Annotated in this window: 13 protein-coding genes and 3 pseudogenes; 9 read left to right on the top strand and 7 right to left on the bottom strand. The window is 59.2% G+C overall.

The features are described from left to right. Window positions 1-15: 15 nt before the first annotated feature. Complete coding sequence (locus NKI58_RS24770) at window positions 16-357, bottom strand: hypothetical protein (RefSeq protein ID WP_352718456.1); 342 nt, start codon at window positions 355-357, stop codon at window positions 16-18. 44 nt (window positions 358-401) lie between these two features. On the opposite strand from NKI58_RS24770, the gene NKI58_RS24775 reads away from it, so the two are divergent. From NKI58_RS24775 to NKI58_RS24785, 3 genes are all read left to right on the top strand, one after another. Continuing rightward, window positions 402-1,748: a hemolysin family protein gene (locus NKI58_RS24775; RefSeq protein ID WP_023680195.1), complete on the top strand. Its 1,347-nt coding sequence runs from the start codon at window positions 402-404 to the stop codon at window positions 1,746-1,748. Window positions 1,749-2,094: 346 nt separating this feature from the next. Beyond that, entirely contained in the window at window positions 2,095-2,304 is a 210-nt protein-coding gene (locus NKI58_RS24780) for a hypothetical protein (RefSeq protein ID WP_023680196.1), read from the top strand. A 48-nt stretch (window positions 2,305-2,352) separates the two neighbouring features. Beyond that, window positions 2,353-2,784 (top strand): hypothetical protein, encoded by a 432-nt coding sequence (locus tag NKI58_RS24785; protein WP_352853821.1) that lies wholly within the window; start codon window positions 2,353-2,355, stop codon window positions 2,782-2,784. Between the two features lie 200 nt (window positions 2,785-2,984). On the opposite strand, the pseudogene NKI58_RS24790 reads toward NKI58_RS24785, so the two are convergent. Beyond that, a pseudogene (locus NKI58_RS24790) lies at window positions 2,985-3,668 on the bottom strand (tetratricopeptide repeat protein); the annotation flags it as partial. Between the two features lie 133 nt (window positions 3,669-3,801). Beyond that, window positions 3,802-4,530, bottom strand: coding sequence for an IclR family transcriptional regulator (locus NKI58_RS24795; protein ID WP_031213001.1), 729 nt, complete (start codon window positions 4,528-4,530; stop codon window positions 3,802-3,804). A 468-nt stretch (window positions 4,531-4,998) separates the two neighbouring features. Here NKI58_RS24795 and NKI58_RS24800 point away from each other — a divergent pair, with 468 nt between their 5' ends. After that, entirely contained in the window at window positions 4,999-5,829 is an 831-nt protein-coding gene (locus tag NKI58_RS24800; RefSeq protein WP_023680201.1) for a universal stress protein, read from the top strand. A gap of 241 nt (window positions 5,830-6,070) precedes the next feature. Here NKI58_RS24800 and NKI58_RS24805 read toward each other — a convergent pair. Next, window positions 6,071-6,597 (bottom strand): annotated as a pseudogene (locus NKI58_RS24805) (DedA family protein). Between the two features lie 230 nt (window positions 6,598-6,827). Here NKI58_RS24805 and NKI58_RS24810 point away from each other — a divergent pair. Continuing rightward, window positions 6,828-7,448, top strand: coding sequence for a transglutaminase-like cysteine peptidase (locus NKI58_RS24810; protein WP_031213004.1), 621 nt, complete (start codon window positions 6,828-6,830; stop codon window positions 7,446-7,448). Window positions 7,449-7,528: 80 nt separating this feature from the next. Here the strand turns inward: NKI58_RS24810 and NKI58_RS24815 are convergent, their stop codons facing one another. Both NKI58_RS24815 and NKI58_RS24820 read right to left on the bottom strand, forming a co-directional pair. Beyond that, window positions 7,529-7,834: a hypothetical protein gene (locus NKI58_RS24815; RefSeq protein WP_352853810.1), complete on the bottom strand. Its 306-nt coding sequence runs from the start codon at window positions 7,832-7,834 to the stop codon at window positions 7,529-7,531. 294 nt (window positions 7,835-8,128) lie between these two features. After that, window positions 8,129-9,484 (bottom strand): multicopper oxidase family protein, encoded by a 1,356-nt coding sequence (locus tag NKI58_RS24820; protein WP_352853812.1) that lies wholly within the window; start codon window positions 9,482-9,484, stop codon window positions 8,129-8,131. Between the two features lie 498 nt (window positions 9,485-9,982). Here NKI58_RS24820 and NKI58_RS24825 point away from each other — a divergent pair, with 498 nt between their 5' ends. Beyond that, window positions 9,983-10,645, top strand: a complete 663-nt coding sequence (locus tag NKI58_RS24825; RefSeq protein WP_023680207.1) for an inorganic diphosphatase — start codon at window positions 9,983-9,985, stop codon at window positions 10,643-10,645. 292 nt (window positions 10,646-10,937) lie between these two features. Here the strand turns inward: NKI58_RS24825 and NKI58_RS24830 are convergent, their stop codons facing one another. Then, a complete protein-coding gene (locus NKI58_RS24830) occupies window positions 10,938-11,504 on the bottom strand; it encodes a hypothetical protein (RefSeq protein WP_023680208.1) in 567 nt (188 codons plus the stop codon). Window positions 11,505-11,730: 226 nt separating this feature from the next. Between NKI58_RS24830 and tatB the strand changes: the two genes are divergently transcribed. The 3 genes and pseudogenes from tatB (at window position 11,731) to NKI58_RS24845 (ending at window position 15,179) form a co-directional block, all read left to right on the top strand. Further along, entirely contained in the window at window positions 11,731-12,099 is a 369-nt protein-coding gene (tatB, locus tag NKI58_RS24835) for a Sec-independent protein translocase protein TatB (protein WP_023680209.1), read from the top strand. Next, window positions 12,074-13,006 (top strand): CDP-diacylglycerol diphosphatase, encoded by a 933-nt coding sequence (locus NKI58_RS24840; protein WP_198023650.1) that lies wholly within the window; start codon window positions 12,074-12,076, stop codon window positions 13,004-13,006. The genes tatB and NKI58_RS24840 overlap by 26 nt, the downstream gene beginning before the upstream one ends. Before the next feature lie 429 nt (window positions 13,007-13,435). Beyond that, window positions 13,436-15,179 (top strand): annotated as a pseudogene (locus NKI58_RS24845) (alkaline phosphatase). Window positions 15,180-15,259 lie beyond the last annotated feature (80 nt).

The following is a 15,259-nucleotide window of genomic DNA, read 5'->3' on the forward strand; positions in this document are numbered from 1 at the left end:
GGAAGCAGCCGCCTATCAAGCGTCACCTCTTTGCGGAGAGGCGCTTGACATCATCTGCAGATCACGCGTTGGCTTCAGCCCTGTTACCGTCAGCAGTTTAAGCTGTCCAATCATTTGAGCTTTATCGACGGGCTGCGTGATGGCGTCTGCCTTCATGTTGATCTGCGCATCCACGCCAAGAACGCGGCGCGTCGGTACATGACCCGCGCTGCAAGCCACGGCTGGACCACGCACTTTGCCGCATTCAACGTATTCGACCGCACCGTGATCAGTCGCTAGTAGATGCACCACCATCGCCATCAGGGGATTATGCTTCTGGCGATCGTGATGCTGATAGCGATTGCGCAATGCCATCATTTGCGCTTCAGAGACGTATCCAATTGCGTCATTAAGAGGATATCATGCCGACAGGCGATGGCAGTTTGAGCGACATTCTTGGAATCTTGTCGGTTCTCCTACTCGTGGCCGCAAACGGCTTCTTTGTCGCCGCCGAGTTTTCCCTGGTCGCCGTGCGCCGAAGCCGAGTTGCCGAACTCGCTGCGGCTGGGCGGCTGAACGCGGCAGCGCTCCAGCGGGCCGTCGACAATCTCGATGCCAATCTGGCGGCGACCCAGCTCGGCATCACCATTTCATCGCTGGCGCTCGGCTGGATCGGCGAACCTGCTCTCGCGCATCTCGTCGAGCCTCTCTTGATCGGGCTGCTGGGGTCGTTGGCGACTGCGGGCTCACACACTGTCGCCGTCGCGATCGCTTTCATCATCATCACCGCGCTTCACATCGTGCTTGGCGAGCTCGCACCAAAGAGTCTGGCGCTCCAGCGCAGCGAAGACACTGCGCTCTGGGTCGTGCGTCCGCTCGGTCTGTTCCTCTTTCTGCTCAGGCCGGCGATTCTAATGCTGAATGGTCTCGGCAACCTCGTTCTGCGACTCTGCGGCCTGCGCCCGGGAACCGGTGAGGATTCATTGCACTCGCCAGACGAGCTGAAGCTTCTGATCTCGGCCAGTCAGGAAGGCGGGCTGTTGCAGCAGGCGCAGCGGGAGATGGTCGAGCGGGTCTTCAATATCGGCGAGCGCCGCATCAGTGACATCATGACGCCTCGGCCGGATATCGACTGGATCGACGTGAATGATGACCGAACCGAGATTCTTCGTACGATCCGCGATTGCCGCCATGAGCAGCTCCTTGTCGGCAAGGGCGGTATCGATGAACTGCTCGGCATGGTTCTGAAGAAGGACATGCTCGACCAGGTTCTTGACGGGCAGGTTCTCGATCCGATGGCGATCATCCGTGAGCCGCTCGTCGTTCATGAATCAACGCCGATTTTCAAAGTGCTGGAGCAGTTCAGGAAGGCGCCCGTCCGCATAGCAATGGTCCTCGACGAGTACGGAAGTCTGGAAGGAATTGTTACCCAGACCGATTTGCTCGAAGCCATCGCCGGCGACCTGCCCAACATCGAAGGCGAAGAGCCGGATATCGTCGAGCGTGAAGACGGCTCCCTTCTCGTGGATGGTATGATGTCGGCCCAGGACGCCTTCGATCGCCTTGGTTTTCGAGCACGGCCAACTGAAGGCGACTTCCATACGATCGCAGGATTTGCCCTGTTTCGACTAGGGCATCTGCCTGAGGTCGGGGAACATTTTGATTATGGCGGCTGGCACTTCGAGATCGTGGACATGGATGGCCGGCGGATCGACAAACTGCTCGCACGAAGGAACTCTCCCACGGGGCGGCAAGAAACATCGGAGTAAGAATGCCCGGATTCCTGCAAGACAGGCGTCGTCATTTTCATTTTTGCGTGGTTGCTCGGCGGCGCCCTTGCTTTATCCCGCAAACCCGGCAGTCGTGGTGGTGATTCTGCCGTTAGTCATGATGACGCGGCAGTTGGTTGCCTGCGTGGCTCCCTTCCCTGATGGCCTTTGGAACGGCTTGGGCTAGCGGACGGATGGGTTTCGCCTGTATTAAAAAAACTCGCCAACTTGTCCAAAGTGTCAACGGAGCATTGCCCTTGCCTTATCGCCGCTTGGAGTGTGATCGGCAATCGTGGTATCGCAATGCCGGGAGGCGACGATGCGTGTCATTTTCCGATGTGATCCAATGTTGGTCGAGCATTTGCCACGCCCGATCCTCGCGCGCGGCGCGTTGCCGGATTGGCTGCGCACAATGCCCGCTACTTCCTTTTCGGCGATCCACGGCCGCGACATTCGCACGCTCAAGCAGTGCCCGCCCGTTATCGATGCGATGACCTATGGCTTCATGATCCTCCTGCCGTGCGACGTCGTCGCCGACAAAGGGACCTTTTCCTAGGACTGGCAGATTCCGGACCCGGTCACCGGGAACCACCCCCGAGCGCCTTTGAGCTTCCACACGCCGGGGCAACTCGCAGGCAGCCCGTTTGCCACTCCCGGTCAAGCCGCCCTCAAATTCAACAGCTTGTGGACCATACAGGTCGAGGACGGCTGGTCGCTGTTCGCGACGCATCCGGTCAATCGCGACGATCTGCCCTTCAGGCTGGTGACGGGCCTGGTGGATTCCGACCGGTTCAACGATGGGGGCATTAATTTCCCGGCGGTCTGGACTGAGCCCGAGTTTTCCGGCTTGCTCAGGAAAGGAACCCCGGTCGCGCAGTGCTTTGCGGTTCCACGGGTTGAGCCGCAGCTGGAATACGAGGTGTTCGATGAAAAGCGGCAGGCATCGTATGCGCAGACGGTCGCCGATATCCTGTCAACGCCCGGTGTGTACCGCAAGCGGTTTCGCGCCAGGCGGGGACGCTCCACCAGCGAGTGAGCGACGCAGCGCTTCCTCATCAAGCCATAGCCGGCCGCTGGACGCCGATGTGAGTGCCATGGCGATGACGCCGAACGTGGATGGGCGCAGACTGTAGGCAATCGAATACGCAGCCATGGCCCGTCGAGGTCGCCGACTTCCTGCAGGACGACACCCAGATTGACGGCAGCTTCCGGGGCGTCCGGGCTCATCTTCACCACCCGCCGATAGGCTTGAGCGGCGCTGCCGAACTTGCGCATGTCCTGACGCACCAGCCCGAGGTCAAACCACGCAGCCGGATGCCCACCGCCGGCGACAGCGCGTTCGAGGAAGCCCTCCGCTTCGGCAGGCGCACCGCGTTGCCAGGCAAGGCGCCCGAGGCGCGCCGCTGCCTCCTGGGATTTCGGATCCCGCTGCAAGACAAGTGTCCAGCATTCGCGCGCGGCCGGGGCGTCGCCTGCCTGATCAAGGGTACGTGCTCGCTCGATGAGGATTTCCGCCTGCAATGATAGCTTGGCTGCGCGATCCAGCTGTTGCAACGCCGCTTCAAACCTGCCTTCGGCCCGGGCAATCCTGCATGCCAGAATCAAGGCAGGCACATTGTCCGGGCGAACGGCAAGGCTCGCTTCGATGCGCGCACGAGCCCCCGGCATGTCTGCCCTTGCGAACAGGACCGCCGCCAGAAGATGGCAAAGCGCTGGATCGCCCGGGTGCTGCCCCAGGCCCAATGCGCACAGATGCATCGCTTGGTCGTGACTACCGGAATTGAAAGCAGCCACCGCCCGGCGGATCAGATCGCCACTATCGCTTTGATTGTGCGCGTTGTTGCTCGGACGCTCACTGGCAGTCATGTCCTCAAGCGCCCGATGTCGATTCCAATTATGTTTGGCGGGGCCGCTTGCCATGAATCGAGCAGAGTAGCCGATTTGGAGCCTCGCTTGTCATCACGCTTAACCGCTTTCAAAGGCAAGAAGGCCACAATCCGCCCCAACTGCTGCTCCCGTGCCCTTGGGCACACACGCTCTAGTGACGACCATTCTATGAGCGCGCTTGTAAATATTGGCTACTCGCAAGGGATGTCGATAGGCGTTCGTCAAATTCCAGCAAAAGCGGTCTCATGTTGACCAGCTTTTCCGGTGTAAATCTGGTCAGCGGTCCAGAAACAGCCAGCGCTCCGGCCAAGCCCTCGCTGCCTGAAAAAACCGGTACGGCCATCGTCGCTGTTTCAGAATCTCCCTCCCCGAGCGATACAAACGGAATCTTCGCCATAAGAGCTATTCGCATTCTAGGCTTAGCGAGACTAAACCGAGCAAGCACTTGGCCAGCTGCATGATGGTCAAGCGAAAGCACATCGCCCTCTCGGATTTGATCCCGGATCAAATGGCGACAGTCTGCACGAAACAGGCAAATGCTGCGATTTCCCTCCTTTCGAAAAAACGATGCGCTTTCATTCGCCTGTTCAACAAGGCTCAAAAGGAGAGGCCGAACGAAGGCCTCCATCTTAAAACGACGAGGGTAGAATGAGCCCAATATCATCGGCGTAGGGCCGGCAGCAAAGCGCTTGTCCGCCATGCGAACAATGTAGCCACTCCGGACAAGGGATTCCGTTAACCGAAGGATCGTGCTTTTGTAGAGGCCTGTTCTAGAAGAAATCTCGGCCAAGCTTAAACCTTCGTCGCGCTCTGTGAAGCACCCGAGGATCGAAAGCGCGCGATCGACAGCTTCAACCCCTCCCGCTCTTGTGTCTGCTTGGAGCCTGCCGGACATAATGTAGGGACCACAACACTGGCGCGTCGGTTGCGCCAGGCTGCGTTACAGCTTCGCTAGGCATCCAGGTTTGGCCGGTATCCGGATTCAGGAAGGATGATCGCAGAACGCGGATCCCCAGATGTCAAACCCCGATGGTCCCCGGCGCGGATCGTGAACAGCGGAGTTTCCGCCACATCCTCGGCTGCCGCTACTGTCAAAACAATGCTTGCGGGCGCCACTGCGCTCATGGCAACAAACGGGCTAATCTTTGTTGACATTTCTCGTCATCGATGCCTGCCATTATAGCCACGACCGTTCAGGACGGAATCGATGCGGCGCAAGATCGCCTTGGAATATCGAGGTAGGCGATAGCGAACCTCGGTCGTCTGAGTTTTTTGGCGGGCTGAAGTAGGAGGCTTGAGGTATGTAACACGCGTTGGGCCATTGGTCGCTCGACAGCGACCGAAATCATGGAGCTGAGGTTTAATGAATAAGATTGCCTTACTTCCTCTGGTGACGTATCCGGAAGCGAATTCCACCAAAATCGCCTTAAACGCAATCGCGGTGGTCAAGCACATTGGCGCGGCGCTTCACGCATTAACGATCAATGTCGATATCCCGGGTATTTCCAACCCGGTGTCGAGATACTTGATCAACCTTCCCGAAATGATCCGGGAGACAGAAGCGACCAGCCGCAAGCACGGGCTCGATTTGCTGGAGGCATTGAAAGCTGAAGCGGCACGTGTCGGATCGTCCCTGACAACCGAGGAGATTGCTGTTCAGCCGGCATCTGTCAGCGATGTTGCGGCAGTGAAGTCACGCTATTTCGATTTTGCTTTGATTGGGTTGGAGCCAAATAACCAGACTGCGCGCATGACCGTTGACGCGGTTCTGTTTGGTTCGGGCCGACCGACCATAATTCTGCCGGAAAGCGCAAATGTTGGTGCAATCGATCATGTTATCATCGCTTGGGATGGGAGTCGCGTTGCGGCCCGGGCCGTTGCCGACGCGTATGAGTTTCTGCAATGTGCGGCAAAGATAACCGTACTGACGGTGACAATCGAAAAGCCGCTGCGCGATATTGGCGAAAGCCTTGCTTTAAGCCTGAGAATGCGTGGCCTTCCCGCTGAGGGAGTCTCAATCGATGCGGAAGATCGCCCCATTGGCGTTACGCTTCAGGAGCGCGCTGTCGGCATGGGCGCCGATCTGCTTGTCATGGGTGCGTACGGCCATTCCCGGATGAGAGATTTTGTCGTGGGTGGCGCAACCAAGGGCGTTCTGGGCGATCTGCGCCTGCCTGTCCTTTTGTCGCACTAGAAATCTGCAAATCTGGCCTCGAGTAGCGGCGGCGAGCTGGCTCCTATGGTTGCGCCAGCGGCGTCAAAGGAACCAGCTACGAGTTCAAGACGAAACCGTGCCTAATTCTCTTGAGTTGCGGATTGTTTCGCCTTCGAAATTCGAACTCGAACTGAACTGGGGAGCATACCCGTTCGCGCCGCCTACGATTGATTCCTGCCCTTGCCAGAGGCAGACAATGACGGTCCGCCTTTGGTGCCCATCAAATCCACGCCTGCAGCCATTTGAGGCCGAAGGCGCCGGGAGCCAGAATACCTGTGGCCCAGACGAAGGCTGAGGTGATGTTGGCAATCTGAAACGTCAAGGCGGGCATCTTACAGATGCCCGCCGCCAATGGCACGGATGCGCGCAAAGGACCGAAGAAGCGCCCAAAGAACACCCCGGCCACCCCCCATCGCTCGAAGAACAGGTGACCGCGCGGAATGAGGTTTGGATAACGTGACAGGGGCCAATGGTGCGAAACCCCGTTTCCCAACCGCGTGCCGATCCAGAAGGACAGCCAGTCCCCCAATGCCGCCCCAATGGCGGCGGCAAGCCACAGGGGCAGAATGCGATACCGCTTTCGCCGATGAGAAAACCGACACCGATCAGGATCACGGTTGCAGGCAACAACAGAGAGATGAACGCCAGCGATTCCCCAAAGGCCAGCACGAGCACCAGCGGAACACCCCATGCTTCATGCATCCGGATAAACGCGATCGTCGCTTGCGTGACCTCATCGAGGCTCATTCATCACTTTCCAATTCGCACCAAGCGTGACCGACGGTTGACATCTCACCATATCGGTCCCTCTGGCAAAGACCTGCCGCGCAGGAAACGGAAATCGTGCAGACGTGTAGCGGCCGAGCAACGCACACGGCGCGAGTAACCATTCAGAAGGATCTTCCTCCCGCTCTGATTGACAGAACCCACGGGATCGACCTTAACTCATTCTTAACAAAGGTGGTTGGGCGGGTCGGATGAGTTCCTCACGAGTGCGGTTGTGCGTTCGGTTGGGCGGCGGTGCGGTCGTTGCAATCATTGCGATAATGTCCACGTGGTCGGCGGCGACGGCTTCACAGTCGATGCCGATCGGTGGCTTTACCTCGCAGCCGATCGGTCACTACGATTTCTGCAAATCCCATCGGGCCGAATGTGAGATCCGCTCACGCGACAATGGTCCGGAGCACATGACCGGAAAACTCTGGCGGCAGATTACGAGCGTTAACCTGACGGTCAACAACAACGTCAAGCCGATGAGCGATCTCGACCAGTACGGACAGGACGAATTCTGGGCTTATCCGGACAGTGGTTTCGGCGATTGCGAAGACTATGCGCTGGAAAAGCGTCGCCGTCTGATAAACAGCGGCATTCCTGTGTCGGATCTGCTGATGACGGTTGTTCGCAAGCCCGACGGCGAGGGTCATGCAGTGCTGACTGTTCGTACCGACACGGGCGACTTCATCCTCGACAACCTCACCGACACGGTGCGCCGCTGGGACCAGACCGGCTACCGCTTCCTGAAGAGGCAAGCCGGCACCGACACGGGGCGCTGGGTCTCCCTCGATGGCGACAACCCGCTGGTCAGCGCAATCAAGTGACGGTAGTGTAACAGTTCACCCCAAAGTTGACGCCTTGCCGAAAGAGATCTCTGTGGCTGATGCGCAGCCTGCTCTTCGTCTTAGGTCGGAGTGTTCGTCGTTGTTAAGGCTTTGTGTCCGGCTTCGCCTGATTGCTGCTCGCCCCCTTCGACGAGCACGCTCAATGGCGCTGTCGCCTCCGGGCAGCCGCTCTGAATTTTTTTCCATGACGAAATGTTGAGAACCATGTCGCATTGCGCGAGTTCCGGTCCAGACGGCAATCGCAGACAGGCGAATTCACCGTGATGGAACGTCCGGCCGTTGGCGAGGCACTGACATTCTGCCCGCGCGGGCGTTGCAACAAGCGCCACGAAAACCAGGATGCAAGAGGCATGGAACGTCCTCATGCGAAATCATAGCACGATCCGGAGCGGGCGCCAGATCGCCCAGCATGAGCTACAGCGCCGTGATGATGACGAACGCAATCGCGACCGCGGTGGCATGGGAACCGGCGTTGGCGAGCGAGCCCGGGAGGCCACTCAGCAGAGGCTCGATCAGATGCACAGATAAGCACCCGTCGCCGGCCGCTCCGGCGCCCGTGAGCAGTAGCGCCATTAGTGCGGCGAGAACTCGGACGCTCCGCCTCGCCCAATTTCGACCCTCTCACGGCCTCGGCAACGCAACCCTGGATGAGGACCGCGTCATTCCACACGCAAATAACCGGTCAGGCCGCTCTTCTGATGTTCAATGACGTGGCAATGGAATGCCCAATTACCCGGATTGTCAGCGACCAACGCCACTTCCATCACTTCTTGCGATTTAAGAAGGGCCGTATCTGTTACAAGCGACGCAATTTTGCGCTTGTCGGAGCGTAGCAGACGGAAAGACATACCGTGCAAATGGATCGGATGATCGTTCGGCGTTTCGTTGCGAAGGCGCAGAACATAGCTTTTGCCTCGTTTTAGAGCCGCGAGCGGATCAACTGGCCCCGGCGCGTCCCCTCGCCAGGCGACGCGGTTGATCGACCAGAAGGTGTAGCCGAGCGTGCCGCAAACACCCGGCGCCGGCGCATCACCATTGGGCGACCAGCCAAAGACGAAGTCCATTGTCTCGGGATCGGCAAGATCCGGCTCCGGTACGCGATTCGGCCGCAGCGGCTTGAGTTCGCCAAGCGTCCGCCCCGCGCTGGCGCCGATAGGCCGGAATCGGACGAGAACGCGAGGTCCCTTGGCTGTTCTGAGATTCAGGCTGACGATCTCGTCTTCGCCATCAGGCACGCGGAGGGCGACATCGGCGCGCTGGCCGGGCGCGATGACAATGCCCCGAGGCGCAACAGGCTGCGGCAGCGGGTTGGCATCAAGAGCGATCACTTTGGCCGTTCCGCCATCGAGGTCATAAGTGCCGATACGGGTGACATCCGTGACTGCCAAACGCAGGCGCACAAGGCTGCCCGCCGGCAGATCGTAAATCGGGGTGACTTCCCAATTTACCGTCGAGACCGTACCCAGCGTGCCGCCGCGCGCAGCGTTGCGTGCCTTGACCAATTCGATGAACTGGCCGTCTTCGCCGAGACGGAAGTCGCGTATATTGAGCGGCAAATCCTGGTCGAAACCGGCATCTTCGTCATCTTCGACAACAAGCATGCCTGTCAGACCGCGGGCCATCTGATCGAGCGTGTTGCAATGCGGATGATACCAATAGGTGCCGGCATCCGGCGGTATCAGAGTGTAACGGAAGCTTTCGCCCGCCGCGATGGGACGCTGGGTGAGATAAGGCACGCCGTCCATGGCATTGGCGATGCGCAATCCATGCCAGTGCACACTCGTCGCTTCGTCGAGATCATTGACCACGTCTATGGAAAACGGCCTACCTCGCAATAAACGCAGAGTGGGCGGCGGCCCGCCCGCACCGAAACTCATCATCCCTTTGGTGACGGTGCCGGGCAAAATCGACCGAGTGATCGCTGAAACCGGCAAGGTCAGATCGGCTGCTACGGCCCTGCCGGCAATCAGCCCGCCTGCAGCGCCGACAGCTACTGCTGCCGTGCCGCCCAGCAAGAATCCCCTGCGCGACATTCCCGACATGAAGCAGCCCTTTCAGTGGAGTATAGCGGACGTGGTGTTGTTGTCTCTTCGTTCACGAATTTCGAACCCTGGCAATGATTCAAGGTCAAGGTGGCGTAGTCTCCGAAGGACTTCAACTGAAGTTGGAGTTTCACTTGCTTTTTGATGATTGCCACACAACGTCGCACTGAGCCGCGAGGCGTCTACGTGGCAGCTCTCGCCGAACGGCGTGTTGTGGGTGTAGCGTGCCCGATTGGCAGGAGTTACGACGCAAGCTATCCCCTTGCCGGAAATGGGCTCGCCTGAAATAGCACATTTGAAGCGGCCACCGTCTCTTAAACGCCCATAAACGCAAACGCCCATAGACGCTCATCACTCGTCAGCGCTCTATCTCGGCCCATTTCTGCTCGCCGCAGGATCGGTGCAAATACGGTCGTCCAATTTCAATAACGGAACCCTGTAATGCTGCCATCACATACGGTGGCTAGGCGGATGCAGGGCGCCCTGCCCGTCCAACCTCTGGAGACAACCATGCGCGCTTTGCCGACTGTCATGGCGCTTGCGGCCCTGCTGGGCACGCAGCCCGCTTTCGCCGAATTCGTCACAGCTTTCGATTTTCCGCAGCCGAAAGACACCAGCGAATTTTACACGGTTATCGAGATTCCGGCGGGAAGCTTCACCAAATATGAGATCGATGCCGAGACAGGCCATGTCGTCGTCGATCGATATCAGTCCATGCCGGTCGTCTATCCGGCCAGCTATGGTTCCGTTACCAGTTCGTTGGGCGGCGACGGCGACCCGTTGGATGCGCTTGTCTTCACCCGGGAACCCGTTGTGCCCGGTGCTCTGATCAAAGTCCGCGCCATCGGCGTGCTCAACATGGTCGACGGCGGCGAAGCGGATGACAAGATCATCGCTGTGCCGGCTACGGATATCGATCCGCAATATGACGGGGTCAAGACCATCGATGATCTTCCGGCCATCGAACGACAGCGCATCGAGGCATTCTTTCGAGTTTACAAGCAGCTACCTGAAGGCCGCAAGGCCGTTGGATTTCGCCGTGATGGAAAATGTGGCCGTTGGCGAGGCACTGGCATTCGGCCCGCGCGGGCGTTGCAGCGAGCGCCGCGAAAACCAGAATGTAAGAGGCCGTGATCGTCCTCATGCGCAAGATCATAGCACGATCCGGAACTGTCGCTAGTGTGAACGCTTCACAAGTAACTCGGCGGAGAACTCGTACCGCGGGCGCTCACGATCCTCAATCGTCGTTCGCGTCGGTTTTTGCCCTGTTGTCCGTATTTTGTGGCCCGAATCAAAGGCACGGCCAAGCGACCAAAATGACCAGCAAATCCATCGGCATGCCGCGCCCAACGACACCTGCCAAACTGCCGGCATGCATGACGAGCAGCGTTGTTCGAACCAACGGCCGCGATGATGCGCGACACGTTCAGGTTGAGGGAATGCGCGGGTCCTGAACGAGATAGAGCCGCGCAGTCGGCGTGAAATCAGTCACCAGGAATGAGAACGAAACCGTGCTCAGCGGATCGACCTCGCCTTTCCGGAACAGAAGATGGTCATAAGGTTCGAATTCACGACTGAATTCGGCGAAACTATCGGACCGAATTGCATCCGTTTCGCGGCGCGCCTGGTCGAACGAAAGCCCGTCGCTGGAATCGCTTGGCTGGTTGAGAATCTCCTGCAACTCGAACTCGAATTCGACCCAGGCGTGACCGCTGTTGTTGAGGGCAACGATCCTTAGGGAAATGAACCCGGTGGCATAGTTGCCGGAGGCATCGAATGGCTGAACCGGCCGGATGGCGCGTATGGTGAGGGTTACCGGGCTTGCCGACTCGAGTTCCTCGGTGATCACGACGGGATCGGCCCTTGTTCCGGCTCCCGAAGCGGCAATGATCCGGAATCCGCCGAGTTCGTCGGAAAAGGAGTAGGCGCCTGCTTCAAATATTCTGGGCCTTGTGCCATCGGCTCCAGCGAGGAGTCCGCTTGCTGCGAGCACGGTTGCGAATATCCCTACCAGACGTGCGCCTGATATTCGGGTTGACGAGTGGTGCCACATGGCTCGAAGTATGAACGACATTCCCGCGGCCGCATACTGGAATGGCTCAGGCGAGAGGGTATGATGGTTGGATTTGGCGCCGTAGGTCGAGGCATTCAACCGGATCGGTCGCCGCAAACCGCGGAGAGGTTGTCGCTGCCGGCGATATGCGCGAGAGGACGTACCGATGTTCGGACTTGGCATGACCCACCTGTTGGTTATCTTCGTGGTGGCGCTGGTTGTTTTCGGCCCGGAGGAGCTTCCAAAAGTCATGCGATCGGCGGGGGCAATGATGAAGACATTCAATCGGATTGCGGGCGATTTTCGAAAGCAGTTTGACGACGCCGTACGTCAAGCCGAGAAGGAACTCGACCTGCAGGAAACCCGCTCGATGCTTCAGAATGCGATGGAGGACGTGCCGCGAAGCGCTGACAAGGCCATAGTAGGGAAGGACAGCAATCTCGATCCGGCCGCTGAGCGGGGCGCAGAATCTGAACTGACGTCGGTCACGGCCAAGGATGCGAGGTTTAATGCCGAAACGTCATCAAACCAGTGATCGGGCAGAAGAGCAGTCGCCCATCGGAACCATCGCGAGGCTCCCAGCCGCTCCACCTTCACCGTTTCGGTTTCGCCGACTGCGCGCCGGGACTCAAAACCTCATCTCGGGCATTCCCCTCGCTATAAAATCCCTTCACAGGTTACCATTGTTCCAGCACTGCCGTGCTGCAGCCGTGGTCTGTTTGACAATCGTGTTGCTGACTGCGGCGGTCACCGACGTCGGCTCCGCTTCAGCGCATCGCAACGCGCTCTGGCAGGTTGTGCAGACCTGCGCTCTTGCCGCAGCGCATCTTGGCAGCGCTTTCCCCTGCGAGGAAGTGATCCTGCCCAGGCAGGGCGTGCCTGGATCAGCTCTCATTAAATCACCCCGATACCGGACCGAGTTTCTGTTGACGCCACTTACGGCTGTTGCCGGCCTTGAAACCCCGTCTGTCCGTTGGCAGGGCAGTTCCCAACTCTGGAATCGGGCATGGAAAGCACGAAGCAAGGTCTCGGCGAGCCTCGGACGTCACCTTCCACGAACGGCCATCGCCATGGCTGTGAATTCCAGGACTGAGCGATCCCAGGATCAGTTCCACATCCATATCGATTGCGTTGCGGTGTCGGTGGAAAAGAAACTTGTCCTGAAGGGGCCGAAGGTGGAAGGTCCGTGGCAGCTTCTCCCTTTGGCTCTGATGGGGAAACGCTATTGGATCAAGGCAGTCGACAAGCCGGATTTGGAAACGACCAACGTAGTCGGCATCATCGCTTCCGGCCTGCCGCAGGCCCGGGGCGCCATGCATCACGTAAATGTCGTCGTCGTTGGCGCCGAACTCGCCGGCGCAAGACCGGGATTTTACATCCTGACCAATTGGGAAAGCTCAGCGGCCGAGCGCCTTTTGGATCACGACTGCACCTCGCGTTGAGCGCCCACGAGGCAACTGGCGAAGCAATAGCCGCACCCGGACATTCGACGGAAGTCTCAAAGCAGTCTTCGCGGAATGGTATCCGGGCATGGCAAACGACAATCCAAGACCCGATCAGCGCAGCAAAGCTGCGTGACCGCCCCGCAGTTCCTCATGCTCTCCTATCTGCAGGCCCGCACCGGCTAACGTCGGCTCTTCGACGATCCGATGAAGGGACAGCCCGAGACGAGCTGCGCACCATGCGCCTCGAAACGCGCAAGATGGGTCGCGGTTGTCATCGCTCGGACGCAATAATGACCGCTTGTTCGTGGTCTGTGACGTCGACACGTGGCAAATTCGTCGTTTTTGGTCGGCGCGCGTTTCCTGCCATGTCACATCGCTGACACGGACATCGCCGAACATTGTCCGTGAACCCACCCGGAGCCTGCCATGCACCGTCTTATCGCTGCACTCGCAATAACAACAAGCTTGAACACCGTTGCGGGGGCAGCGACGGTCTACCCGCTTGATCGGGCCACGATCCTGGCGCAGTCGCCTTTCGACGTGAAGGTCGAGTTCGACAAGGTCGTTAGCGCCGACCAAGTCACGGTTACGACCAACGGCCAGCCGGCGGAAACCGTGTTGGGCAAGAAATTCGAATTCCTCGAGAAGGAAGAAGATTTCGACGCTTCGGCGCTGTTGATCCGCGCAGCCAGCATTTCGCAGCCTGGTACCTACAAGCTGGAGGCGAAGGCCGGCGACGAAATGAAGTCGGTGAGCTGGCAGGTTTTCGGCACCCCGGCAACGCCCAAGGCCAAGAACGTCATCTTCTTCCTCGGCGACGGGCTTTCGGTCGCGCATCGCACCGGCGCCCGCATCATGTCGAAGGGCATGACGGAAGGCAAAGCCAACGGGCGCCTCAACATGGACGACCCTCGATCACCTGGCCTTCATAGGCACGTCCGCGACCAATGCGATCTCAACCGATAGCGCCAACACGATGTCGGCTTACATGACGGGCCACAAGACGGCTGTCAACGCGCTCGGCGTCTATGCGGATCGCACCAAGGCCAGCCTTGACGACCCCAGGGTCGAGACGATCGCAGAGGCGCTGCGGCGCACCGGCAACAAGTCGATCGGCGTTGTCTCAACCGCCGAGGTGGAAGACGCCACCCCTGCGGCGGTCGTCGCCCATACCCGCCTGCGTGCCGACAAGGCTGACATTGTCGGCATGTTCTTCGTCGTCAAGCCCGAAATCGTCCTTGGCGGCGGCTCCGCCTACTTCCTGCCGCAGAGCACGCCGGGCTCGAAGCGCAAGGACGACAAGGACTACATCGCAATGTTCAGGGATGCCGGTTACACATTGGCGACCGACAAGACCGAACTCGTGGCCGCCAAGGGAACCAACACCGGCAAGATCCTCGGCCTTTTCCACACCGGCAACATGGACACGACACTCGACCGTGAATTCCTCAAGAAGGGCAGCGTCGAGAAGTTCCCGAACCAGCCCGGCCTTGTCGAGATGACGCAGACCGCACTCGATCAGCTTTCCAAGGACGAGGACGGCTTCTTCCTCATGGTCGAAGCGGCGTCCGTCGACAAGATGTCGCATCCGATGGACTGGGAGCGGTCGCTGTTCGAGACCATCGAGTTCGACAAAGCCGTCGGCATCGGGATGGAGTTCGCCAAGACGCATCCGGACACGCTGATCGTCGCCACGGGCGATCACACGCACGGCGTGTCGATCATCGGTACCATCGACGACCAGAAACCGGGCGAGGAGATGCGCGACAAGGTCGGCGTCTATGCCGATGCGGGCTTCCCGAACTACACCGACGAGAACGGCGACGGTTATCCCGACAAGGTGGACGTCACGCGGCGACTGGCTATATTCGCCAGCAACTTTCCCGACTACTACGAAACCTTCCGTCCGAAGCTGGATGGTCCGTTCGAGCCGGCCGTGCAGAACGGGGCGAAGCAGTACATCGCCAACGAGAAGTACAAGGACGTTCCGGGAGCGGTCCTGCGCGTCGGCAATCTGCCGAAGACGGCCGGCACGGCCGTCCACGCCGTTGACGATGTCGTGCTCCAGGCGACCGGCCCTGGCGCCGAGGAATTCAAGGGCTATATGGAAGAGAGCGACGTCTATCGCGTGCTTGCCGATACCCTGGCTCTTGCGCCGGCAACGAACTGATGCACTTTAGCCGATCTGGCTTGATGAACCAAGTCGCGCCATGGCTCCTGACGCTACGGCGCCTGGAGCAGAACGCCGGA

The sequence above is a fragment of the Mesorhizobium sp. M0522 genome, from assembly GCF_040321085.1.
GTDB lineage: Bacteria > Pseudomonadota > Alphaproteobacteria > Rhizobiales > Rhizobiaceae > Mesorhizobium.

Bases quoted from the DNA above. Each gene is read 5' to 3' on its own strand.
- NKI58_RS24770 (WP_352718456.1), bottom strand. From the start codon at position 357: ATGATGGCATTGCGCAATCGCTATCAGCATCACGATCGCCAGAAGCAT.
- NKI58_RS24775 (WP_023680195.1), top strand. From the start codon at position 402: ATGCCGACAGGCGATGGCAGTTTGAGCGACATTCTTGGAATCTTGTCG.
- NKI58_RS24780 (WP_023680196.1), top strand. From the start codon at position 2,095: ATGTTGGTCGAGCATTTGCCACGCCCGATCCTCGCGCGCGGCGCGTTG.
- NKI58_RS24795 (WP_031213001.1), bottom strand. From the start codon at position 4,530: ATGTCCGGCAGGCTCCAAGCAGACACAAGAGCGGGAGGGGTTGAAGCT.
- NKI58_RS24800 (WP_023680201.1), top strand. From the start codon at position 4,999: ATGAATAAGATTGCCTTACTTCCTCTGGTGACGTATCCGGAAGCGAAT.
- NKI58_RS24810 (WP_031213004.1), top strand. From the start codon at position 6,828: ATGAGTTCCTCACGAGTGCGGTTGTGCGTTCGGTTGGGCGGCGGTGCG.
- NKI58_RS24815 (WP_352853810.1), bottom strand. From the start codon at position 7,834: ATGAGGACGTTCCATGCCTCTTGCATCCTGGTTTTCGTGGCGCTTGTT.
- NKI58_RS24825 (WP_023680207.1), top strand. From the start codon at position 9,983: ATGCAGGGCGCCCTGCCCGTCCAACCTCTGGAGACAACCATGCGCGCT.
- tatB (WP_023680209.1), top strand. From the start codon at position 11,731: ATGTTCGGACTTGGCATGACCCACCTGTTGGTTATCTTCGTGGTGGCG.
- NKI58_RS24840 (WP_198023650.1), top strand. From the start codon at position 12,074: ATGCCGAAACGTCATCAAACCAGTGATCGGGCAGAAGAGCAGTCGCCC.